Consider the following 23,215-nt stretch of genomic DNA (forward strand, 5'->3'; position numbering starts at 1 on the left):
CCCCTTCTAAATCAAACCCCTTCGAAAATAGGCTTATAGCGTTTCGATCGGCCTTGGCTGATCTCTGCAACCAAACCGAGCATAGCTAAGCTCGCCAACCTGTTGTTCCAAGCCGTCGGACTCTTGACGGGGTCGGTGGCGGCGAAATCGCGCATCAATTCGCCGGCGTCGGTCTCGCGGCGCTGCTGCACCAGGTCGAACGTCAGTCGCTGCTTCGGGTCCAGGTCTCCGATTGGCTCCGCTTCGACGACCTCGTCGTTGCGTGCAACGCATGACATCAGGACGCCGCCCCGCCGGCTCAGCAGGTCTTCGAGTTCTTCGCGCACGTCGGCGTTCACGTTGGCGACCACCGGGTAGAAGTTGGAGCGGCGGCTCCGGATCGCGTCCCGGAACGCCAAGACGCTCTCGCGAAGGAAGCTGGACGTCGCGACCTTCACCCACTCGAAGTTCAACAGCACGGGCGTGACCACCGGCGGCTCGCTGGCCGTTGCCTTGAGCAGATCCGCTAAAACCATTCGCCCGGTCGTCGCTCCGGACAGGACATCATCGCCGCCCATCTGGGCCATGTTCAGAATCATTTTTATCCTCACGTGTGTGATGTGAGATAGCCAGGCTGCCATCACTCCGCAAGGGCCGCCGTCAAATAAACCGGGTTTTCCCCAACTGCCGCCGCCCCGCAGCGGGACTCGACTCTTTCGTTCTCCATATGTTCTAATGTGGCATGACCAACCGTCCCGCGAGCTGGCGAATGCCGACCCCCAAGCAGATCGAGAAGTTGGCTGCTGTCGTCGGCAGGAAGGCCCCACCCGTGGGCGGGCTGGCTCCGGACGACGATCTGCCACCGGAATACTGGGAGTCCATCCTACGGGACGTTCCTGCGGACGACATGCGGTCAAAACCCGGCGTCCGGATGCGACCGCTCGTCGATATCCCGCAGCACGTGCTGCGGGTGTCATGCCGGCGCTGCGGGCGCACCGTCGAAATCCAGAAAGGCGATGCGGCCCGCCTGTACGGTCCGGACGCGATCTGGAGGGACGTCGGCCAGCGGCTCCTGGACAATACCTGCACGCAGCGCACGGCGCGCCATGAAGAGGACGGCTGCTGGCCGGTGTTCGAATGAATGCAGTCGCGACAAAGCGCTGGGGATATCGAGGTCGGCGACCTCTGCTTGTCTCCGATAACCCAATGACAATTTCCGCGAGGCGGTAGAGTTCGCTGATTCGACCGGAGTGAGTTGTAACTATGGCCGCCTACCGTTTCGTGCATTCAGCCGACGTCCATCTCGATTCGCCGTTGCGTTCGCTCGCGCTGCGCGATCCGCGACTGGCGGAACTCGTCGGCAACGCCAGTCGGCAGGTTTTCTCGCGTATCGTCGACTTGTGCCTCGACGAGCAGGTGAACGCACTCCTGCTGGCCGGCGACCTCTATGACGGCGAGCAGACTTCGATGAAGACTGCGCGCTTTCTCGCCGAGCAACTCCGCCGCCTAGATGCGGCAGGCATCAAGGTCTTCATCATCCGGGGCAACCACGACGCTCTGTCTAAGATAACGAAGGAACTCGTCCTTCCCGAAAACGTCCATTTGTTCGGCGGTCGGGCCGACACCGTCGAGATCCCGCGGGATCGCGGAGAGAGACCGATCGCGATCCATGGACTCAGCTTCGCCAGGCCGCAGGCCCCGGAAAGCCTTCTCGCCAAGTACCGGCCGCCCGTCGCCGGTGCCATCAACATCGGACTCATGCACACCAGTCTGGACGGTTCGCCGCCTCACGACGTCTACGCGCCGTGCAGCACGGCGGACCTCCTCGCCTCGGGCTTCCGGTACTGGGCGCTGGGGCACATCCACAAGCGCTCGACGACCGAGGGCCCCTGCACCGTCGTGATGCCGGGGATTCCGCAAGGGCGCGACGTCGGCGAGCAGGGTCCCAAATCGGTGACGTTAGCCAGCGTACTGGACGACGGGTCCGTCACCCTCGAGGAGCGCATCGTTGGGCTGGCGCAATTCGAACGCGTCGCCGTCGACGCCTCGGGGGCGGCGTCGTGGTCCGACCTGGCCGCTCGGCTCGAGAAGGCGCTCGGAGACGCGGCCGACAGATCGGCATCCGATCACCTCGTCGCGCGACTTGCCGTTTCCGGAACGACGTCCCTGGCTTGGACCATCCGGCGCGATGCCGATCTCCTGCGCGCCGAAGCCGAGGCCCGGGCGGAAGCGATAGGCAACGTGTGGATCGAGAAGATCGATACCGACTGCCGACGGCTGGCGGTCGGTTCGGCGGAGAGCGCTGACCCCGTCGAAACGCTGCGAAGGACGATGAGCGACGAAATCGTCGGCTCCGAGGCCTTCCGATCCGAAGCGGACGGTATCGTCAGCGACCTTCTCGCGCAGTTGCCTCCGGAATGTCGACGCAGCCTGGCTCCGGACGACACCGGCCTGGACCTGCTCGTCGGCCGACTCGCCAGCGAGGGATCGGAGGAGGTGCTGGCGCGTCTCGCAGCAGGCAGCTCGCAGGAGGTACGCTGATGCGCTTTCGAAAGCTCGGGCTTCGACGCTACGGCAAGTTCACTGATGCGGTCATCGATTTCGGAGAACGCCCGGTCGGCGCGCCCGACCTGCACATCGTCTACGGACCCAACGAGGCTGGTAAATCCACCGCTCTGTCAGCGTGCATGGACCTGTTTTACGGCATCCACCCTCAGAGCCGGTTCAACTTTCTGCACCCTTATCCGACAATGCGGATCGAAGCCGACCTCGAGATCCTCGGAACCGTCCGTAGCTTTTCCCGGCTCAAGCTGCCGCACAACAGCCTGCTGGACGATGCCGGCAATCCCGCCGCCGACGCCGTGCTGCTCGGAGAACTCGGAGGTCTCGACCGCAACGCGTACCAGACGATGTTCTGTCTCGACGACGCGACGCTTGAGGCCGGCGGCGAAAGTATTCTCGCAAGCAAGGGTGATCTGGGCCATCTGCTGTTCTCGGCGACGGCGGGGCTCGCCGATCTGAGCGAGCGGCTCGGCTCCGCGAGAGCGGAGGCGGAAGGGTTCTTCCGGTCGGGAAAGCGATCGGGGATCCTTGTCGAGCTCAAGAAGGAACTCGCGGCCCTGAAGGAAGAGCGGGATCGGATCGACACGCTCGCGTCCGAATACTCGCGGCTCGTCATCGAGCGCGACGAAGCGTCCTCGGCCTACACCGAGGCTCTCGTCCAGCGCGGCCGCACGCAGGCCCGCGTCGATGAGGTGCAACGCTTCATCAATGCGCTGCCGAGGCTGCAGACCCTCCGATCGCTTCGGGCGGAGTTGCTACCGCTCGCCTCGTTGCCCGACGTGCCATCGACTTGGACCGACGACCTTCCGGCGTTGATGTTCCGGCAGACGAAGCTCGCGACGCAGACACAGACGGTCACCGAGACCATCGGCAATCTGCGCCACGAACTCGAACGCCTCGTCGTGAACGCTTCCGCGTGCGGGCTGCAGAACCGCATCGAATTGCTGACGGAGTTGCGGGCGCGGTACGTCACGGCGGAAAAGGATCTACCCGACCGTCGTCTCCGCCTGGGCTCCGCCGAACAGACGGTCGCGCGGGTGCTGGCCCGCATCGATCATGCTTCGGAGCAGGATCCCGCACGACTTGTTCTGCCGGCGGCGGTTACCGGGCCGCTTCGCGATTTGATGGAGCGGAGATCGGGCGTCGAAGCAGCTCTCGCTACGGCCGAAACGGAAGTCGACAAGGCGCTCGAGGCGTTGTCGGAGGCCGAAGCAAGGATCGACGACCGTGACGGTGGGTTCGACGAAACGACGACCGGCGCATTGACGGCAGCCATCGCGATGGCCCGTCAGGCAGACGATGTAGCACGATCGCGCGCGGCCGATCGCATATGCCGAGAGCGCGCGGACGAACTCGGCGACCGCCTCATCGAACTGCTTCCCTGGACCGGCGACAGGAATACGCTTTGCGCGACATCCGTGCCGGCGCAAGACCAACTTCAGCGTTGGGCATCGGTCGAAGCGGACCTTTCTCTCGAAATCGCCTCGCGGCAAGGCGAGGAGGATCGCCTCGCCGCCGAGGCTAGACGCCTGGATACGAAAATCGATGCGCTCCGTTCCGTAGTGGGCGTCGTCAGCGACAACGACGCCGGCGAAGCTCGGACCGCCCGCGAAGCCGCCTGGGCCATTCACAAAGCGGAGTTGCATGCAGAAACGGCCGTCACGTTCGAAGCCGCGATGCGGAGGCTCGATCTGATCACGGAGCAGCGCTTCAGTCATACCGCTCGCGTCGCTGAATTGAACAGTGCCCTGCTGGAACGAGCAGAGGCGCGGGCGGCTCTGGAGCAGACCGGACGAGAATTGCAGGCGAGCCTACGGAAACGCGCGGAATTGGCCGAAGAGATCGAGAACGCCCTTCGCGCGATCGGACACGGTCTCGAAATGAGCATCGGCCTTGCCGGGTTAAGTCTGTGGATACGAAAGCGTGACCGGGCAATAGAGGCCAACGGAAAACTGCTGGCTGCCGAACGCGAATGTCGTGAAGCGAAGATCGAAACGGACGGTACGCGGGAGCGGATTGCCAAGGCGATGCGTTCGGCGGGTGTCGATATCTCCGAGGCGGACGACATCGCCGCGATGCTGGCGGCCGGCCAGGCGGCGCTCGACCGCGCGGTCGACGCCAAGAACCTGCGGGCGACGATCGGGGATCGACGGCGCGACTTGAGCTTTCGCGAGAAGAGACTTGGCGACGCCCGGTTGGCGGAGGAAGCGTGGAGCAGGGACTGGCAAGAAGTCTGCGCGACCTGCTGGCTCGGCCAGCGCGAAATCCGGCCTGCGACGGCGGTCGTGCGCGAAACGCTGGAAGCGCTCTCGGAATTGGAGTCGACCCTGGAGAAGCGGACGGAATTGACCGACCGGATCGCGAAGATGCAGCGGGACCAAATCCAGTTCCGGACCGAAGTCGATGCGCTCGCCGCTTCGACGGAGCTGTCACCTAGTTCGGACACCCTCGGACTCTGCCAGGCCGTGATGGACTGCATCGCGACCGCCGCGAAGACGACCGACAGACGGCGCGAGGTGGAATCGCGGCTCGCGGTCGAGCTGGGCAGGGCTGGCGCGCTCGCGGACGAAACCGCGGAAATGCAGGCGCAAGCGAGCCTGATGATGGGTCACTTCGGAGTCGGATCCTTGATGGAGGTCGATGCTTGCCTGCGCGCGCTCGCGCGCAGGTCCGATCTCGAGGCGCGATCGATCGAGGTCCGCAACGAACTGCTCGAGGGGACGCAGGCGGAAACCATCGAGCAGGCCGAGACCATCCTCGAGAAAGTCGATCGGGGCTCGTTAGAGGCCGAGATGATCGTTCTGAAAAGCCGCTTCGAAGACGAGGACGCCCGGAGCCGCGACCTTTTCTCTGCGCGGAACAGGGCGGACGACAAGATAAGCGCCGTCGGCGGCGATGCCGCAGTCGCGATCTTGGAAGGGAAACGGCGGACGGTCCTACTCACGATCGAAGACAAGGCATTGGCGTATCTCAGGCTGAAGCTCGGGACGGCCGCGGCCGACAGGGCCTTGCGCGCCTATCGCGACCGTCATCGGAGCTCGATGATGACGCGCGCGTCGGAATCCTTCGCGCTGATCAGTCGAGGTGCCTACTCGGAGCTCGTCACCCAACCTTCGAACGGAAGCGAGCTTCTGATCGCCAAGGGATCCGACGGCAGTTCGAAGATCGCTTCCGAGCTGTCGAAAGGCACGCGGTTCCAGCTGTATTTGGCGCTGCGCGTAGCCGGGTATCACGAATTCGCAAGAGCTCAGGTTCCCCCACCATTTCTCGCAGACGACATCATGGAGACGTTCGACGATTTTCGAGCTGAAGAAGCCTTTCGTCTGCTCGCCGGCATGGCCGCCACGGGACAGGTGGTCTACTTCACCCATCACCGCCATCTCTGCGAAATCGCGATGGCCGTCGAGCCGACGGCGATCGTCCACGACCTTCAGTCGGGCACACGCGTCCGAGTTACTACTAGGGCGGCCTAGTGCGCCTGGACGCTCTGCCTATTCGCACCTGAGTACGAGGGCGCCCGGATGGCCCCGAAGCACCACCCGACGCCGTTGTCCGGAGGAGACCGCAAGGCTCTGCAGAAGGAGCTTGGGAGGGCGCGGGCGATGACGAACATCCTCGCGGCGCAGTCGGCCGAAATGCGAGCCAAAGCCGAAAGCATGCTGCAGCAGGCCGACCGGCTGCTTTGCGAAAGCTGGAACGAGCGAATCTGGTCCGATGGCGAGCCGATCGATCCGTCGCCGACCATCGACCAGGCCGTGAACGGAGGTTTCTCGTGGCTGGAGATCCGGTGCTCCCGCTGCAAGACGCCGAGCGACGTGGACTTGGCTGCCATGAAACATCCACCCACTACCTTCGTGCACGACCTCGCAAGCCGTCTGCGCTGCCGAAAATGCGCCAAGGCGGGCCGACGCCCCGCAGCGACCCTGCTACAATTGGCCTGGCAGCCGCGCCATCCCCGTCCGGACGTCTGAACATGTGCTGGTGTGGACGGCCTCTCATCCCCACGGTTTTATGGCGCTCTAGGCGTCACAGAAAGATGAGAGGAAAGTTTAATGAATATTCCCGTTCGTATCGGCATGGATACCTCGAAGTCGGTGTTCCAGCTTCACGGTGTTGATGACAATGAGGTAGTGGTTGTCCGGCGCCAATTTCGGCGAGCCGAGATGATCCGCTACTTCGAGCGGCTTCCGCCGGTTCTCGTCGCCATAGAGTCGTGCGGCAGCTCGCACCATTGGGGGCGCCTGCTCCAATCGTTCGGGCACGAGGTTAAGCTAATTCCTCCTCAATACGTGAAGGCCTACGTGAAGCGTGGCAAGAACGACGCGGCCGACGCCGAGGCGCTGTGCGAGGCGGTCACCCGGCCCAGCATGCGGTTCGTACCGGTGAAGTCGAAGGAACGGCAAGCGGCTTGCATGTTGATGACCGTGCGGGAACGCCTGGTCAGCGTGAAGTCGCAGCTCTCCAATGCTTTCAGGAGCTATGCCGCTGAGTTTGGTATCGTCGGCCCCGCTGGCCGGCAGAACGTCGCGGCACTCATCAAACGTGTGCTCGAAGACGATAGCCTGCCGGAAATGGCGCGGGATCTCTTCCGCCTTCAGGCGGACGAGTATGCCGCGGTCCAAGCTCGCTTGGCGAAGATCGAGGCCAAGCTGATGAAGTGGCATCGCGAGGATGACATTAGCAGGCGTATTGCGACAATTCCTGGCGTCGGTCCGATTGGGTCGTCGATGCTCAGCATGAAGGCGCCGCCGCCCGAGACGTTCAGATCGGGTCGCGACTTTGCGGCATGGCTCGGGCTGACACCTAAGGATCATTCAACTGGCGGCCGGCAAAGGCTCGGCGGCATCACAAAGGCCGGAGATTCTATACTGCGATCGACGTTGATCGTCGGTGCGACCGCACTGCTGAGGCATGTCCGAAAGGGCCGTCATAAGCCCACACCATGGCTCGCTTCGCTGCTGGAGCGAAAGCCGCCAAAGTTGGTCGCGGTGGCCTTGGCCAACAAGTTTGCCCGCATCGCTTGGCGCTTGATGATATCGGGCGGCGTGTACAACCAGCCGGTAGCCACCATGCCGACTTGATCTGAAATCGGCCCGCGAGCAAGGTTGCTCGGCGGATTGCCCACGAACTTGCAGGACGCAGTAGATGGAAGGACCGATCGGTCGATACGCGCGAGCTTCCGAAGATTACACTGGCACCAAGAATGTCGCCCATGTGCTTGGAGCGTGCGTAGCGAACACCATCTCGGCCAGCGGGCATTGTCCGCGCAAACAGGCCGGACATCTGATAGCAAGCGATCTGGCCAAAAGTCTGCTACAATCCTGACAAGTGGGGGGCCGTCCACATCTGCAATCTCTATTCGATCACCACCAATCAGGCGGCCATCAGCGCGCTGTTCCGGGTCGTCAATCGGTACGTCGGCAACCTAGCGCCGATGCCCGGCGTCTTCCCGGACTATGCGGCGCCGATCGTGCGCGCCGGCGCCGACGGCCGCGAGCTCGCCACCGCGCGGTGGGGTATGCCATCGTCATCAAAGGCCTTGATGGATGCCACCAAGAAGCGAGCTGAAAAGCTGCAGGCCAAGGGCAAGAAGGTCGATTTCAAGGAATTGCTCCGGATGGAGCCGGACGGTGGCACCACCAACATCCGCAACGTGCAGAGCAAGCACTGGACGCGGTGGCTGGGTCCGGAGCACCGCTGCGTGGTGCCGTTCAATAGTTTCAGCGAGTTCAACAAGGCCGAAGGTGGCGACGTCTGGTTCGCTCTCGAAGAGAGCCGTCCGCTCGCCTGCTTCGCCGGCGTCTGGACGAACTGGACGTCGGTGCGGAAGGTCAAGGAGGGCGAGACCACCAACGACCTCTACGCGTTCTTGACGACGGGGCCGAACGCCGAGGTCGGCGCCATCCACCCAAAAGCGATGCCCGTGATCCTGACTACGCCGGAGGAGATCGAGACCTGGATGACGGCGCCTCCGGACGAGGCCCTTAAGCTGCAGCGCCCGCTGTCGGACGGCTCGCTCAGGATTGTGGCCCGCGGCGTCAAGGAAGATCCGGCCGGGTCCGCGACGTGACCGACGAAGATGATGATGGCCAGGCCGAGCCGCAGCCACGCCAGCGGAAGATTATCCACGTCGACATGGACGCCTTCTACGCATCGGTGGAGCAGCGGGACAATCCGGATCTTCGCGGCAAGCCGGTCGCCGTCGGCGGATCCCGCGAGCGCGGCGTCGTGGCGGCCGCGAGCTACGAAGCCCGCAAGTTCGGCGTCAGATCGGCCATGCCGTCGGTGACGGCCAAGCGACAATGCCCAGACCTGGTCTTCGTGAAACCGCGCTTCGAGGTCTACAAGGCGGTCTCGCAGCAGATCCGCGAGATCTTTGCCGAGCACACGCCGATCATCGAACCGCTGTCGCTAGACGAGGCCTATCTCGACGTCACGGAGAACCTGCAGGGAATTCCGCTGGCGCGCGACGTCGCGCTCGCAATCCGCGCGAAGATCAAAGTGGTGACCGGCCTCAACGCGTCGGCCGGCATCTCCTACAACAAGTTCCTGGCGAAGCTCGCCTCCGACCACCGCAAGCCGAACGGCCAGTACGTCATCACGCCCGAGATGGGACCAGCGTTCGTCGAGGCCCTGCCCGTCGGCAAATTCCACGGCATCGGACCGGCGACCAGCGCGAAGATGAATTCGCTCGGCCTTCACACCGGCCTCGACATGCGGAATCAGACGCTGGAGTTCATGCAGGCCAACTTCGGCAAGGCCGGCGCCTACTACTATTGGATATCGCGAGGCGTCGACAATCGGGAGGTTCGCGCGAACCGGATCCGGAAGTCGGTCGGCGCCGAGAACACCTTCTCGAGCGACCTCACCGAATTCGACGCCATGATCGCCGAATTGCACCCGCTGATCGACAAGGTCTGGCGGCACTGCGAGGAGAAGGGCTCCCGGGGCCGGACTGTAACCCTGAAGGTGAAGTTCAACGACTTCGAGATCATCACCCGCAGCAGGTCCGTGCCCGTCGTCGTATCTAGCCGCGGTGAGCTCGAACGCCTATCGGTCGCCCTGCTGCAGGCCGAGATGCCCGCCCCCAAACCGGTCCGGCTGCTAGGCGTCTCCCTGTCATCGCTCGCGACCGAAGATCTGGCCGAACCTCAACTAGATCTTCCGATCTGATGCCATTAACGGCCCCAACCTACTCCTCACCGGCGAACTAAATCCCGACAGCTTCGCCTGGCTTGACGGCCTCCGCCACTCATCTCCTTGTGCGCCCGTTCCAGGCGCGGATCGTCGGCTTTCACGGCTTCCTCCAAGGCGCTATGTTTTTTTCTTCGGCAGCTTCCGCGGGCGACCGCTGGTCGCGGGACCGACGATGCTTCGATACTGCGGCGCCGGCGCCGGCTGCTCGCCATGATTGAACCAAACGTCGTCCGGTTGCCCCTTGAGCACGATCCGCCAGATGTCCACGTCGCCGCTCCCGGAGATGCGTTTCATGGCCCTGAGAACCGAAACCCGATGCTTCTTCTCGATCTCGTGCGTCTCGAACACCTCGCAGCAGACATCGTACGTGGACAGAAGCTCCATACGCTTCGTACGCCTGAAAAGCTCGACGATCTTGCGCTCGACGTAGCCCGGCCCCCTGCTCACGCAAAATTCCTCTGGAGTTAAGTGTTTCCGATATTATCGGAGGCTTGATATAACTGGAAGTGCGAAAGGTCGCTCTTTCGGCCTCGCCCAAGTCACGGCTTCAGCGGAGGATACATGTTCAGCAAACATACGTTTGGCGCTCGCAGCTACGGCCACTACCGGGGTTATCGCGAAAAGGGGGATGCGGGGCCGCCGGTCACGAAAGCTTGGCGTAAAGCGCAGAAAGCAAAGCGGCTCCGCGCCGAGGCCTTCCGGGCTTCGCGCCAGGTGACCCCGCAGCAGCGCCGCGCCGGTTCGAACGTAGCCAGTTCAACTCTTGCAGTGCGCTGATGGCCCCGACACCCCGAACCTCACGTCCGCCGCGCCGTCCGGGAGAACGAGTTTCCTGAGAGTCTGTCCGGGATCATGCTGTTTTTTGACAGAGCTTTCTGAGCATGAGGCGGATTGAGGCAAGGCGCAAGAACGCCAAGGCCTTTCCGTTGAGGCACTCCCAATCCTTGGCCAAGCGGCGGCAGCGATTGAGCCAGGCGATGGTGCGCTCGACGATCCATCGCTTGGGCAAGACCGCAAAGCCCTTTGCTGTATCGGAACGCTTGACGATTTCCACGTCGATTTGCCGGAGGATTTTGCGAACGGCGGACTGAAAGATCGGCCCCTGGTAGCCGCCGTCGGCATAGAGCTTCAGCAGGAATGGATGCAGGCCAAACAGAGTGGCCATCACCAACACCCCGCCGTCTCGATCCTGGATGTCCGCCGAATGTACAAGGGCGTGGAGCAATAAGCCCTGGGTATCGACTAGGATGTGGCGCTTCTTGCCCTTGATCTTCTTTCCCGCATCGTAGCCATGCGGGTCAATCCACGCCCCCCTTTTTCCGCGCTCTTGACGCTTTGACTGTCGATGATGGCGGCGCTCGGGCTGGGTTCTCGGTTGGCCAACTCCCGACATTGTACATAGAGCGCGTGATGGATGCGATCGAGCGTGCCGTCCCAAGTCCACAAGTCAAAATAACCGTGCACCGTGCTGCGCGGCGGCAGATCCTTCGGGATCGCTCGCCATTGGCAACCGCTGCTCAGCACATACATCAGACCATTGACCACTTCACGCACATCCACCGTGCGCTTGTTGCCGCCTCGCTTGGCTGACGCAATCAGCGGCTCCACAAACGCCCATTCCTCATCGGTCAAATCGCTGGGATAGCGTAGCCGGCTGCGGTCGTAACGACCGCGGTTCTCTTTCGTCCACATCGGCGCTCCTTCAGATTCGGACCGCCTCCCTTGAATCACAAATGATTCCGATGATTCAACATGTTTTCGGACAGACACTGAGAAAAATTTCGGGAATTCGAATCCTTGAAATCGAGTCCTTGAAAAATGAATCCTTGAAAACGCGCCAAATTTCGAATCCTTGAAGAACGAATCCTTGAAGATTGAATCCTTGAAAAATCGAATTTTTTTGAAAAAAGCGCGTGAACGGCATGGCGATCATGGCCGCCCAGGCCCGGAGCCTGACCATGTCGCTGAACGTCCGCCGCGCCGTCCGGGAGAACGAGTTTCCTGAGAAAAATTTCGGGAATTCGAATCCTTGAAATCGAGTCCTTGAAAAATGAATCCTTGAAAACGCGCCAAATTTCGAATCCTTGAAGAACGAATCCTTGAAGATTGAATCCTTGAAAAATCGAATTCTTTGAAAAAAGCGCGGCCCCCTGGAATTTAGCGCGGCCGGCGGGGCCCGCGGCCGGCGCCGGATCTTCCGTCAGCAGTGGTCGGAGTAGCGGTCGCAAGCGCCAGTAGGGGACTGGCCGGCCAGCCGCGGGCAAAACAGCCCTCTATCAGTGCGAGCATCGACGGGAAACTGCACTTTTTGTTCGGTTTTCGAGCGAAAGGCCGGTATCTTTGGCCCGAAAACCAGAGAAGACGGCGACATTCCCGCCGTATCGTCCATGCCGGGGGGAAAATGGCGCAGATATCCGCGAAAAAACCGAACGCTGCCGAGTCCGATGCCGGCGGGCCGAACCAGAGAGAGTGGCTCTCCAACATCGCCGACGACACGTTGGGCTTCCTGACGGACATCGCCGACATGGCCAATACGAAGCTCGGCGAGGCCCGCGCCGGAGGTGCGGAATCATTTGCCGTCGTCAACACGTTGACCGGTGCCAACGCCGTCCAGAACATCAGCGACATCTCGGCAGAACAGAGAAAGCAGCTCGTCGATCTTGCCCGCGAACCGGCGATCGCCCGTCTCGTCCTGCGGGACGAGGACGGCCAGGAAACGGTCTACTTCATCGCGCGCGCTGGAACGCTTTCGAACGAACGTCATGCCATGGCGAGCTACCGTTCGCCCATCGGACGAATGGCATCGCTGCCGGTCGGCGGCGATCAGGATGTTCGGACTCCCAAAGGTACGCGCAACTTCGAAGTCGCCGAGCGCGCCGTCCTGCAACCGGCGCTCAGGGACAATCGATGGGATTCGCGAGACACGGTGCTGCAGGGAGGCGGCTACGGTCCCGTCACGGTCACGTCACTTAGGGAGTTGCTCCAATCCGCCGGCGCGGCGGAGACCGCCGACATCCTAGAAGCCCTTCTGGCCGAAGGACGGGAAGCCGACAACGTCCTGGAAGGATTGCGCCGCAACGCCATCCTCAAGATGGGATTGCGGGACCAACCTCTGCTCGATCAGTACCAGGACGAGATCTTCCGCCTTCCGCTGGACACCCGGCTGGTGATCCTAGGTCCGCCGGGAACCGGCAAGACCACCACGCTGATCAAGAGACTTGGTCTGAAGCTCGATAGGGAATTTCTTGAGGAGAGCGAAACGGCGCTTGTCGCGAGGTCGCACGCCGGCGCCAACGGACATGCCGGCAGTTGGCTGATGTTCACACCGACGGAGCTGCTGAAGCTCTACCTGAAGGAAGCCTTCGCGCGAGAAGGTATCGCAGCGCCCGACGCACGATTGCAGACATGGGACGACTACCGGCGCGAACTTGCCCGAAACAGATTCGGCATCCTGCGCGCCGGGACGGGGTCCGGCGCCTTCGTCCTCAAGGCTGGCTTCGATCCGTTGCAGTCCGAGACGATCGGCCGTCAGATCGATTGGTTCGAGGACTTCGAACGCTGGCAAACGCAGGCATTCAGGACGGAACTCGCGCAACACGCCAAGATACTCTCCGGTGACAGGGATCAGGAAGTATCGCGCATAGGCAGGCGCCTGGTGCGAACGATCGAGGAGACGGACGACATGTCGCCCGCGGCGGTCATCACGATCGGCGAGGTGGCCGAAGACGTTCGTACGCTGACAACCAGGATCAAGACCGAGACCGATCTTCAGATCAGAACCGCATTCTCCGTCGAGCTAAGGCGCGATCCGACCTTGCTTTCCCAACTCATCGCATTCTTGGCGACGTTGACGGATGCGCCGGAAGAACCCGACGACGCCGACATCGACGAAGACGAGGATGCGCCGCCGCCGGCCGACGCCAGAAACGCCGCGTTCGAGGCGTACATGCGAACGATCCGTGCACAGTCGCGCGTCGCCGCCGCCGGTCGCTCGCTCGCCGGCCAAAGCCGCAACCGCAAGATCGTCGACTGGCTCGACGGCCGAATGCCGACTGCGGAAGACTTGCGCGCCCTCGGTGCGAGGCTACAGGTCCAATCGTCCGCACGCCGGTTCGCAAATCCCATGCGGAGACTGATCGTCGGCATTTCGGCCCGCTACCGCAGGTTCCGACGCGAGAGACAGGGCGAACAACGATGGTACCGCTCCGACGGTTTCGCGGCGACGGACCTGTCCCCGCTGGAGGCCGATGTCGTCCTGCTCGCGACCTTGCGGACGGCGAACGCGATGCTTTCCAACCGGGCGGTCGCCGCCGAAGTATCGGGCGGGCAACACGCGATCCTCCAATCCGTCCGGGATGTCCTCCGCAACCAGATCGTCGTCGACGAAGCGACCGACTTCTCGCCGTTGCAATTGGCCTGCATGGCGAACCTGTGCGATCCGCAGACACGGTCCTTTCTGGCATGCGGCGACTTCAATCAACGCGTCACGAATTGGGGCAGCCGCTCCGTCGACGAGCTGAAGTGGGTTTTCGCGGATATCGATGTGCGCGCCATAAACATAACGTACCGTCACAGCCGAGAACTGAACGACTTCGCGCGCAAAATCGCCCTGCTGTCGGGACCTGCGCCCGAGACCCAACTGCCCGCGCACGTGATCAACGACGGCGTCCCGCCGGTCCTCGCGGTGGGACTGAACGAACGTCATGCCATCTGCGCGTGGCTGGCTCAGCGCATCGGCGAAATCGAGGATCTGACGGGCTCGCTGCCTTCCATTGCGATTCTGGTGAACGAAGAAGCGGAGGTCGAGCCGCTCGCAAAAGCTCTCGACGCAACGCTCGCGGACAAGAATCTGCACGCCGTCGCCTGCGTCCATGGCCAGTCGGTGGGGCAGGAAAACGATGTCCGCGTCTTCGACGTGCAGCACATCAAGGGACTTGAGTTCGAAGGCGTATTCTTCGTGGGAGTCGACGGGCTCGCCGAGCGCATGCCCGATCTCTTCGACAAATACCTGTATGTCGGCGCGACGCGCGCAGCCTTCTACCTCGGACTCACGACGGGCGGTCCGGAACTGCCTGCGAAGATGGCAAGTCTAAGCTCCGCCTTCGTCGATCGATGGCCCAAGCGGCACGGTTGAGCATCGGGAGGATTAGTCATGCCGCAACATCCCGACGCTCACGTCCGCCGCGCCGTGCGAGTCCTTGTGATGGTCGGCGAACTGCACCGACGCGGGTATCAGAAGATCCGGGTAATGCCGTTCATGTCGCCGAGCGGAAACCACTGGCGCTGCTGGATCGGACCCGACTCGCTCTTCTACCGTAATCACGGCGGCTACCTCCGGGATTCGGATTTCAGCGAAACGCAGTCGGAAAGCCTGAGCGCGCGCTACACGTCCGGAGACGAGAACCGTTTCTTCGGTTGGCGGGATGCTGAGAACGACGATGCGAGATCCCTGGCTGCTAAGTTCGTGACGCGCTTCGCGAGGCTCGCCGGCGAGGGAGAAGGATGGAGCTACACTTATGCAGGCTGGTACCAGCGGCTTTTGGGCCTGGCCGAGCGCGGCTGGCTGCCGGTCGTCATCTCCGACAGCCCGGCATCGTCTCTGAAGAAGATCAACCTGCAGGATCTCCGGCCTGTGGAATGGCGGAGCGAACGCGACGCGAAACCGTCGTTGCCGCTTCCCCCGGCTGGCAAACTCCAGGACGAACTGCGCTGAGCCGCCCGCCGCATCGCGTGCGAATGGCCCGGCTTGGTTCCGACATCCCCGGCTTCCCAACAGGATGGATTTTTCATTTCTCGGCAAAGTCTTCAAGATCGGATAAGAATGCGGTCCCATGCAGCAGGTTCTCGACCATATCGAACGGCGAGTCCGGCCCTCTCTCAGGAGCTATCTGGAGGCCGAGCGGGCCCTGACGGCCGCGCTGGAGGCCGGCAGTCCGGACACTCTCGATACGTCGCGCCAGAACGTCGAACTGGCTGCCCGCCAAGCCGTCGACATGCTGCATCATCTGGCCGAATTCGTGCAGCACGAATGGACACCGCCGTTCCCCGACGTCGGTCCCGTCCGCATTGCGATTGACGCGAAGTGCGAATTCCTGCGGAACGGCAAGCACGTCGCCGACGTGTATCTGCTGCGGGACGTTTCCGTCGCCTTCAAGCACCACCGCCCGCGGACAGGCCGAATCGATGTGTCGAACGACATTGCTCCGGGCGGCTTCGGATTCGGTCAATGCCGCTGGGGCGAAGGCAAGTATGGCGGCGTCGAGCAGATCGTGGTCGCGACCAACGACGGCGACCGCCGCGCGCTGTCGTCGATCCTGCAGAATGTCTTCGACGCCTGGATGGTATTCCTCGGCCAGCCGTTGCCGCCGATCAGCCAGTATTGAGATCGTCATGCACCCGAAGCTCGCGAAAATCTGCAGGTTCGCCGGATTGAGATGGTGCGCACAGAAGATGCCCGAAAAGAAGCCTTACCTTCCACCGACGCCGGCCGACGTCCAAGAGGAGATCGAGATCTTCCGGAAGGAGGAAGAGGCCGCCCAGCAGACCTTCTTCGCCTACCTCGGGATCCGCGATCTGCTCGCCAAGCGCACCGACGTCCTCGCGGCCGTGAACCGCAATTCTATGTTCTGGCTGACTACGAACCACGCCCTGTTCGTGTCGACCTTCATCTGGCTCGGCCGCATCTTCGATCAGAAGTCCGCACACAACATCGACCTCCTGCTGAAGGCCGTCGAGCAGAACCTGCCGGAGTTTGGCCGAGACGCCCTCCGCAAGCGTAAAGAAGAAGTCATCACGCCTCAGCAGGCCGGCGACTACGTCAAGGACCGGCACCACACCGTCATCGACGACGTGCGCGAGCTACGGAAGCAGGTCAAAGCGTGGCGCAAGGTCTATGAGCCCGTCTACGGCGAAGTCCGAGACCATCTCGCGCACAACAAGCAGGGTGTCTCCGAGATCGATCCGTTCCTCGCGAAGACCAACATCGACGAGATGAAGCGCATGTTCGGATTCCTCCACGCGCTCCACGAAGCCCTGATCGAACTTTACCTTAACGGCCGCAACCCGCTGCCGCTGCCGGATGTGACGTTCAATCCGCCGCCGGCTAGGCCACGCCATCCAGGCGACAAGGCCTATGCCGAGGCGCAGGCGTCGCTGCTCTCGATGGTCGGCGAGCAACTAAACCCGTCAGTGCAAAGTCAATAAAATGCAAGGTCCGGTTCTGGTCACTTTTCGGACATGCCGAGGCACCTTGGCGATGTCCGTTGATTGGCGCAAAGTGTCCCGCCGCAACGCCGCAGTTTCCGCTTTTTAACCAATCCAGACCTAGGCCGCTCCGAGGAAACGACACGTCATACCTCTTTGACCATGCACTATTTCACGGTTAGCGTTCCGTCAGCTAAAGCCTGGGATGGACATGAATTGTGATCGGTGAAGCTTCCGATTGTGCTCGTTCTCTTCGCTCGCGCGAAGCCGTCGCGCTGCGTAAGGCGATGTTGCGCGATCCGCACATTGTGCGATTTACGTGCTTTGTTGCGAAGCTTGAAAAGGCGCATCCGGATTGGGAGTTTCCAAATTTCGATCCGCTCGATGGCGGCGCAAACGCCGATATGCTTTTTCTGTTCGAGAAACCTGGGCGAATGACATCTGCGGGCGGAAAGGGGTCCGGATTCATCTCTCGCAACAATGACGATCCGACGGCGAAAGCAACCTTTGACTTTATGAGAGAGGCGAACCTGTGCCGCGGCCGCACGATTATCTGGAACGTGGTCCCCGGATGGAACGGCACGCGCAAGATAACCAAGGCAGAGCTTTCGGCAGGCGTAGATGCTCTGAGAGGCTTGCTACCGATGCTGCCGAAGCTGCGCACCGTCATACTCGTTGGAAAAAAGGCACAGCGGGCCAAGCCGCTTGTTGAGCCCCTAGGCTTCCGGATTTTCGTTTCAGCCCACCCCTCACCGCTGGTGCGGGCCTCGCAATATGGATATATGGCGCAAGATCCCATCAATCTGGGCACAGGCGGCACGTTAGATCGGCGATCCGCGACAAAAACCCTCGCATCAAATCCTATCAGCCGTTATCCGCCTACGCGTCGCGGCTGGCGGTCGCTCCGGAGGGCGCGCCGGACAGGCTTCCAGGCGACCTCGATCTGTTCTTCGAATACGGCGCCATCGTCGACGAGCTCGATGGAGGCGAGCGGGAGGCTCCGAATCTGAAGGCCGTCAGCGGAGCTTCGGTATGGGAACTCCAGACTCCGTCGCCATCTCTCTGGGTACCTCCGCGCGTCATCGGCGTCGAAGTGAGTTTCCATCCGACGCGGTATTTCCGTGCTGTCGACTGGCGGGTCGTCGCAGAGCTGCTCGGCCTTGCCTACCCGCACCTCCGCGATCAGCTGCGCCAGCACTTGGGACGATGATTCGCCCGCGGCGCCTAACGCCGCTGCGCCGCGGCCGGCAAGGAGCGCGCGGCCAATCGGCGGTGTCGCGTTTTGCACAGGTCACGGAACACGGGGGCAAGCGGAAGCTCTGCCGATGGCGAATCCCTGACCCGTGCTAACCGCTGGGAACGCGCAGGTGGGCGGAACGATTCGTCCCGGGCAGGAGTGATCTCGATGCTGATGACGAAAGAACGACGGCCGGCGATCCGGACGCTGCGCGGCTGGGCCCTCCACGTGCTGCAGGAAGCCAGCGCCATCCACGAATGTGAGGAGCACGGCTGGGCGAGCGTGCCGACCCGCATGCGCGCGAGCATGCGTTGGATATCGCCAGGCAGGAGCCACCGGACGGCTGGTCTCCAGATCAGGCGGTCGCCGAGGTTCGCGAAGTGCTGGATTCGATCGGCAATACCTGCCCAGAGTGTCCGCCGGACGTCCCGGGTTAGCGTCGGCGACGTCCCCGGCTATAGCTCCGTGCTCTTGCGCAGCCCCGACATCCTCCGGTAGCAACGGCGGTCAATTATAATTTGCGCGAATCGCCTGCTCCCGCTTGCCGCTCCGCCTCGACGGTCGCGTAGAGTGCGACATGGAGGCCGCGCGGGGGAGGGGCGACGATGGCCAAAAAGCGCAATCTGTCCGACGGCGAGATCGGCATCGTAAAGGCGATGCTGCGGAAGGGTTGGCGGAACGACGTCATCCACTTCTACTTTAACAAGCCAGACCGGTTGATCAGCTCCGGACGCATCACCCAGATCAAGAAGGGCAAGTACGGGGCGTCCGTCGAGGAAGCCCCTCCGGAAGAACTGGAGGCGTTCATATCCGCCTGGGAAGATTCGGACACCAAGCAGCCTCCCGCGCCTTCCCCCGTCGATATACGAATCCTCCGCTCCATGTTCGTCCGCGAGACCGGGACGTGGCGACTGACCGGCGGCGAGACCGATCGTACCGAATGCAAAGCCGGCTTCCGGCTCCAGCCGGAGGAACGCTTCTCGAAAGCGCTTCGCGCAATCGCGGGCCTGGCCAACAATAAGGGAGGCTACCTGTTGTTCGGGGTCACGGACGCGACCTTCCAAGCCGACGGGCTCGCGGACGACGTCTTCACGAGATCCGATATCTCGCTCATCAACAGGATCCTGGTAGGTGCCCTCGATCCCGTCCCCCACGTCACGAAGGGGCTCATCGAGCTCGGCGGCAAGCAGGTCGGCGTTCTGTATGTGGAGAAGCACGATCACCGCCCCGTCGTCGCCATCAAGAACGTAGGTCAGGACGTCAAGGAAGGCGGCATCTACTTCCGCTACGTCGGGGAGACCCGCCTGATCAAGCCGGGCGAACTCAGGCAGATCATCGCCGCGCGGGAGCAGCGGGCGATCGCCGAGTTCAGCGCCCGCATGAACCGGGTCGCGATAGGCAAGGAAGCGACGATCGATCTCGACTCCGGCGAGGTCGCCGGCACCAGCGGCAAATTCCTCATCGACAAATCCCTGCTTCCGAGCATCCAGTTCGTGCGCGAAGGCGAATTCGACGAGAAGAAGGGCGCGCCAGCGCTCAGGCTGATCGGAGACGTCGAGCCGGTTTCGGAGGTCGAAAGGGAGCGAACGAAGGTCATCCGCGAGAACGTCACGCCCGACGCTGTCGTCCGCAACTTCCTGCGGAACGAAAAGGTCGCCGAGCCGATGCAGTACATCCACTTTCAGGCCCACGCCCAGCGCAAGTGGTTTCCCGTGTGGTTCTACGTCGACCAGACGCAGTCGACCGCCGGCGACGTCGCAGAGGATCTGCGTAAACAGGTCGCCACCTATCCGTCCTCGCGCGACGCGTTGGTCGACCGGCTCTCCGGAAAGGATGCGGCCTTCCGCCAATCCACCGGGAAGGCCGAAGCCCTACGCGGGAAACTAGCGCGGGGCGAGATCAAGGCACCGACGGACGTCGACGAGGACGTCGTTTTCGCCGCCGCAGCGCAAGCTCTACCGACGACGGTGAAGGCGAAGGACCTCGAGAGCATCCGGACGATCCTTCTCGACTGCCTGGATCGGGCACAGGGGACGGACCCGCGCAGCAGCAATCGTCGCGGAACGATCTATCGGGCCGCATGCCGTCTCGACGAATTGATCTACTCGAAAAAATAACAGGCGCTATGCCGATTTACGCTTGGCCCCCGCGGCCGGCTTCTTCGCCGACGTCTCCTTTGCGGGCGCCTTCTTGCCGGCGATCGGCATCAGCATCTCCTTCTGGCCGGCCGTCGCCTTCTTCGCTTTCTTGGCCGGCTTCTTCGGAGCCTTGATCTCCGCCGCTGCGCCGCCGACGCTCTTGCGCAAGGCTTCCATCAGGTCGACGACGTTCTCGCCACTGGGTCGTTCCTTCGCCACGATCGGTTTGCCGGCCCGCTTCTGGTTGATGAGTTCGACGAGTGCGGTTTCGTACTGGTCCTCGAACTTTTCGGGTTCGAACGATCCGGATTTCTGGTCGACGATGTGCCGGGCCAGGTCGAGCATGGGCTCGGGACCGGACCGATCCGCACGCTCGCGATCACGCCGTCGACATCGCTCGGCAGGATCCGCCGCCGGGCCTCTCTCCGGACGCCGCAGTGGCGGAGCTCCGGGAGGTGCTGGATTCCATCGGGGATATCGCTGTCGCGAGCCGCAGCGATCTCGAAGACCTCGCGACAGCCTTGCTGCAGCACGAAATCCCCGTCCTAAAGCCGGTCCGGCTTCTCGGCGTCTCGCTCTCCTCGCTGCAGGACGACGATCGGGACGAACCGCAACTTGGTTTGCCGATTTGATTGATCTAGGTCGCTGATGCCGACGTTATCGAGACGCTTGCAAGTCCGCTGTCGTCCAACAACTGCCGAACTCTTGCTCTCGCGTCGTCGTCCGCCTTCGGCCCCATCATGATTTCGGTGATGTTGGCCTTCAGGAGCGGCTGCGGAATCTCGACGCGCGGACGCGCCGGCGCGTTCTTGATCTCGATGTGCGGGTCCTTGAGATCGTTGACGGCCAGAAGCCTCGTCTCGATCTGATGGGACCATTTGTCGGACTTGGTCGTGACTGAATTCCAAAGAATCTCGACGAACATGTAGGCCGCCATCAGATGCAGGAACGCCTCCTCGTCCTCCGCCTTCAGCAGTAGTCCCTGCTTGTGGGCCTGTTTGATCGTCTGCACGGCGCTGTCGACGATGGCGGCGTGGCGGACCTTCGCCGCGGGCTCGCCGTATTCGACCTTCCCGAGGAAGGTCTTTTCCCAAGGCTCGTAGTCCTCCTTCTTGACGAAGCCGAAGAACTTCGGTGCCAGGCCGATCGCGACGCCTTTGCCGCCGTCGGCGTAGTCGGTCCACTGCCTGGCGTCGTCCTTCTGGCCGAAGCTGGCGGAGTAGAATTCGAACCGGTTCCTGATCCTTGTGAATCCGACGTCTTCGACGAGAGGCTTGAGAAAGACCTTCACGTTGGCGTCCTCGCGCTCCAGCGCGGCCGCCAGCAAAGCGTGCGAGATCCCGAACCCGAACAACAATTCCTGATCGTCGTCCATGTGATAGACGCTGGTGAACCAGAAAGTCTCCGAAGCGATGATGGCCGCCAGCGCGGCTACTGACGTGTAGTGGAAGAGAGGTTCGGTCGGAGCGCCCCGCTCGTTGCCCTTCGCCATCCGTTGCGTACTGGCTTGGTTGAACCGTTCGGCAAGCCTCTCCGCGCGACGATGCATGATTCGGTCGTCTCCCCGAGGCCTATGGACCTCGTTGCGCATTGAATACTGTCGAATGGACGGCGTCGAGCACGATCGGCATGCGGCACAGGATGTGATCCCGAGCGGCCCACCCGTTGCCCGCAACGCGAGCAGATCGGGCCGATATCCACGAAAAGCCCGCGGATTGCTTGTCTTTTCGATACCTTGCGGCCGACGCAGCGGGTAGGTTACGCCTTTGCAGGATCCACTCGTTCGCCGCTCGTTCGGAACGCGATGTTTCAAGACACCATCAGCCTGGCCGCCATGGCCGACGCTCTAAGTCGGTCGGCCGACTATCGCGTCCTGCGACGGCTGACTCCAAGGATTCCGTCTGTGCCACTCATCGGTCACGACACGCGGACCGCCGTGCTGCTCGACACCGAAACCACGGGCCTCGACACTCAGAAAAACGAGATCATCGAGCTCGGGATGGTCAAGTTCGACTACTTTCCGGACGGTCGTATCGCCGGCCTAAGAGACACGTTCTCCGCCTTTAACGAGCCGTCGGTCCCGATTCCATCCGAGATCACCGCGCTAACCGGAATCACCGACGAGATGGTTGCCGGACATCGGATAGACGAGGCGGCGGTGGCGGCGTTCGTCGACGACGCCGTGATCGCGATCGCACACAATAGTGGGTTTGATCGGAAATTCGCCGAACGTTATTGGCCGGGGTTCGAACAGAAGCCTTGGGCCTGTAGCGCCACCGAGATCGAGTGGAGAAAGCACGGTTTCGCGGGCGCGCAACTCGGCTATCTGCTGAACGGCGCGGGCTATTTCCATGCCGCCCACCGCGCCGTCGACGATTGCCACGCGCTGCTGGAGGTCCTCGCGTTCGAACTGCCGGCGACCGGCGCGCCGGCGCTCGCGCTGCTGTTGGAGACCGCCCGCAGGCCGACGGTGCGCGTCTGGGCCGAGCAATCGCCGTTCGAACTGAAGGACTCGTTGAAGCGCCGCGGCTACAAGTGGTCCGATGGCAGCGACGGCAGACCGAAGAGTTGGTACGTCGACGTCTGCGAGACCGTGCTGCAGGACGAGATAGCTTTCCTGCGGACTGAGATCTACCTTCGTGACGTGGAGCCCCGGCAGCAGGCTCTGACCGCCTTCACGCGGTTCTCGGCGAGGGTCTAGCGCCAGGACCTTTCTAGTGCTCGGGCGTCGCCGCCTTCGCATGCTGGTTCAGCCCGTCGGCGAAGGAACGGTAGAACTCGATCAGGCTGCCCGCCGCGGCAAACGCGAGACGTGAGCACTCGTGTTGGCGGAAGTCAGGCCGTGACGTAGCGGGTCGCCGCTGCAAGTGTGCCGCGTTGGGGAGGATTCAGAAGCACA

At 62.5% G+C, this 23,215-nt stretch carries 19 protein-coding genes and 4 pseudogenes; 17 read left to right on the forward strand and 6 right to left on the reverse strand.

The window, feature by feature from the left end:
• Positions 1-11: 11 nt before the first annotated feature.
• Positions 12-578 carry a hypothetical protein gene (locus NL528_RS07980; RefSeq protein ID WP_309182160.1) on the reverse strand — a complete coding sequence of 189 codons (567 nt, stop codon included), beginning with the start codon at positions 576-578 and terminating at the stop codon, positions 12-14.
• 170 nt (positions 579-748) lie between these two features.
• Here NL528_RS07980 and NL528_RS07985 point away from each other — a divergent pair, with 170 nt between their 5' ends.
• The 7 genes from NL528_RS07985 (at position 749) to dinB (ending at position 9,714) form a co-directional block, all read left to right on the forward strand.
• Positions 749-1,120, forward strand: a complete 372-nt coding sequence (locus NL528_RS07985) for a hypothetical protein (protein ID WP_309182161.1) — start codon at positions 749-751, stop codon at positions 1,118-1,120.
• Between the two features lie 122 nt (positions 1,121-1,242).
• A complete protein-coding gene (locus tag NL528_RS07990) occupies positions 1,243-2,520 on the forward strand; it encodes a DNA repair exonuclease (protein ID WP_309182162.1) in 1,278 nt (425 codons plus the stop codon).
• On the forward strand, positions 2,520-6,014 hold the full coding sequence (locus NL528_RS07995) for an AAA family ATPase (RefSeq protein ID WP_309182163.1): 3,495 nt from the start codon (positions 2,520-2,522) through the stop codon (positions 6,012-6,014). The genes NL528_RS07990 and NL528_RS07995 overlap by 1 nt, the downstream gene beginning before the upstream one ends.
• 48 nt (positions 6,015-6,062) lie before the next feature.
• Positions 6,063-6,512 (forward strand): hypothetical protein, encoded by a 450-nt coding sequence (locus tag NL528_RS08000; RefSeq protein WP_309182164.1) that lies wholly within the window; start codon positions 6,063-6,065, stop codon positions 6,510-6,512.
• A gap of 81 nt (positions 6,513-6,593) precedes the next feature.
• Entirely contained in the window at positions 6,594-7,622 is a 1,029-nt protein-coding gene (locus NL528_RS08005) for an IS110 family transposase (protein WP_309182165.1), read from the forward strand.
• A gap of 263 nt (positions 7,623-7,885) precedes the next feature.
• Positions 7,886-8,611, forward strand: coding sequence for an SOS response-associated peptidase family protein (locus NL528_RS08010; protein WP_309184827.1), 726 nt, complete (start codon positions 7,886-7,888; stop codon positions 8,609-8,611).
• Positions 8,612-8,676: 65 nt separating this feature from the next.
• Positions 8,677-9,714, forward strand: coding sequence for a DNA polymerase IV (gene dinB / locus NL528_RS08015; protein WP_309184828.1), 1,038 nt, complete (start codon positions 8,677-8,679; stop codon positions 9,712-9,714).
• Positions 9,715-9,855: 141 nt separating this feature from the next.
• Here dinB and NL528_RS08020 read toward each other — a convergent pair whose 3' ends face one another.
• Positions 9,856-10,185: a hypothetical protein gene (locus NL528_RS08020; RefSeq protein ID WP_309182166.1), complete on the reverse strand. Its 330-nt coding sequence runs from the start codon at positions 10,183-10,185 to the stop codon at positions 9,856-9,858.
• A 114-nt stretch (positions 10,186-10,299) separates the two neighbouring features.
• Here NL528_RS08020 and NL528_RS08025 point away from each other — a divergent pair, with 114 nt between their 5' ends.
• Complete coding sequence (locus NL528_RS08025; RefSeq protein ID WP_309182167.1) at positions 10,300-10,515, forward strand: hypothetical protein; 216 nt, start codon at positions 10,300-10,302, stop codon at positions 10,513-10,515.
• Positions 10,516-10,588: 73 nt separating this feature from the next.
• On the opposite strand, the pseudogene NL528_RS08030 reads toward NL528_RS08025, so the two are convergent.
• Positions 10,589-11,430 (reverse strand): annotated as a pseudogene (locus NL528_RS08030) (IS5 family transposase).
• Between the two features lie 35 nt (positions 11,431-11,465).
• Positions 11,466-12,002: a hypothetical protein gene (locus NL528_RS08035; protein WP_309182168.1), complete on the reverse strand. Its 537-nt coding sequence runs from the start codon at positions 12,000-12,002 to the stop codon at positions 11,466-11,468.
• Positions 12,003-12,139: 137 nt separating this feature from the next.
• Between NL528_RS08035 and NL528_RS08040 the strand changes: the two genes are divergently transcribed.
• The 7 genes and pseudogenes from NL528_RS08040 (at position 12,140) to NL528_RS08070 (ending at position 20,295) form a co-directional block, all read left to right on the forward strand.
• Positions 12,140-14,872: an ATP-binding domain-containing protein gene (locus NL528_RS08040; RefSeq protein WP_309182169.1), complete on the forward strand. Its 2,733-nt coding sequence runs from the start codon at positions 12,140-12,142 to the stop codon at positions 14,870-14,872.
• A gap of 18 nt (positions 14,873-14,890) precedes the next feature.
• Positions 14,891-15,451 carry a hypothetical protein gene (locus NL528_RS08045; RefSeq protein WP_309182171.1) on the forward strand — a complete coding sequence of 187 codons (561 nt, stop codon included), beginning with the start codon at positions 14,891-14,893 and terminating at the stop codon, positions 15,449-15,451.
• 118 nt (positions 15,452-15,569) lie between these two features.
• On the forward strand, positions 15,570-16,121 hold the full coding sequence (locus NL528_RS08050) for a hypothetical protein (protein ID WP_309182172.1): 552 nt from the start codon (positions 15,570-15,572) through the stop codon (positions 16,119-16,121).
• 67 nt (positions 16,122-16,188) lie between these two features.
• Positions 16,189-16,941, forward strand: coding sequence for a hypothetical protein (locus NL528_RS08055; RefSeq protein WP_309182174.1), 753 nt, complete (start codon positions 16,189-16,191; stop codon positions 16,939-16,941).
• 218 nt (positions 16,942-17,159) lie between these two features.
• Positions 17,160-17,951 carry a uracil-DNA glycosylase gene (locus NL528_RS08060; protein ID WP_309182176.1) on the forward strand — a complete coding sequence of 264 codons (792 nt, stop codon included), beginning with the start codon at positions 17,160-17,162 and terminating at the stop codon, positions 17,949-17,951.
• A 395-nt stretch (positions 17,952-18,346) separates the two neighbouring features.
• Positions 18,347-18,615 (forward strand): annotated as a pseudogene (locus tag NL528_RS08065) (hypothetical protein).
• Positions 18,616-18,783: 168 nt separating this feature from the next.
• Positions 18,784-20,295, forward strand: coding sequence for an ATP-binding protein (locus NL528_RS08070; RefSeq protein WP_309182177.1), 1,512 nt, complete (start codon positions 18,784-18,786; stop codon positions 20,293-20,295).
• A gap of 6 nt (positions 20,296-20,301) precedes the next feature.
• Here the strand turns inward: NL528_RS08070 and NL528_RS08075 are convergent.
• Positions 20,302-20,661: pseudogene (locus NL528_RS08075) on the reverse strand (Ku protein); the annotation flags it as partial.
• 137 nt (positions 20,662-20,798) lie between these two features.
• Here NL528_RS08075 and NL528_RS08080 point away from each other — a divergent pair.
• Positions 20,799-20,948: pseudogene (locus NL528_RS08080) on the forward strand (DNA polymerase IV); the annotation flags it as partial.
• A gap of 5 nt (positions 20,949-20,953) precedes the next feature.
• Here the strand turns inward: NL528_RS08080 and NL528_RS08085 are convergent.
• On the reverse strand, positions 20,954-21,865 hold the full coding sequence (locus NL528_RS08085; protein WP_309182178.1) for a DUF2971 domain-containing protein: 912 nt from the start codon (positions 21,863-21,865) through the stop codon (positions 20,954-20,956).
• Positions 21,866-22,120: 255 nt separating this feature from the next.
• Here NL528_RS08085 and NL528_RS08090 point away from each other — a divergent pair, with 255 nt between their 5' ends.
• Positions 22,121-23,017 carry a 3'-5' exonuclease gene (locus NL528_RS08090; RefSeq protein WP_309182179.1) on the forward strand — a complete coding sequence of 299 codons (897 nt, stop codon included), beginning with the start codon at positions 22,121-22,123 and terminating at the stop codon, positions 23,015-23,017.
• The last annotated feature ends 198 nt before the right edge of the window (positions 23,018-23,215 follow it).

This window comes from Bradyrhizobium sp. Ash2021 (genome assembly GCF_031202265.1).
Lineage (GTDB): Bacteria > Pseudomonadota > Alphaproteobacteria > Rhizobiales > Xanthobacteraceae > Bradyrhizobium.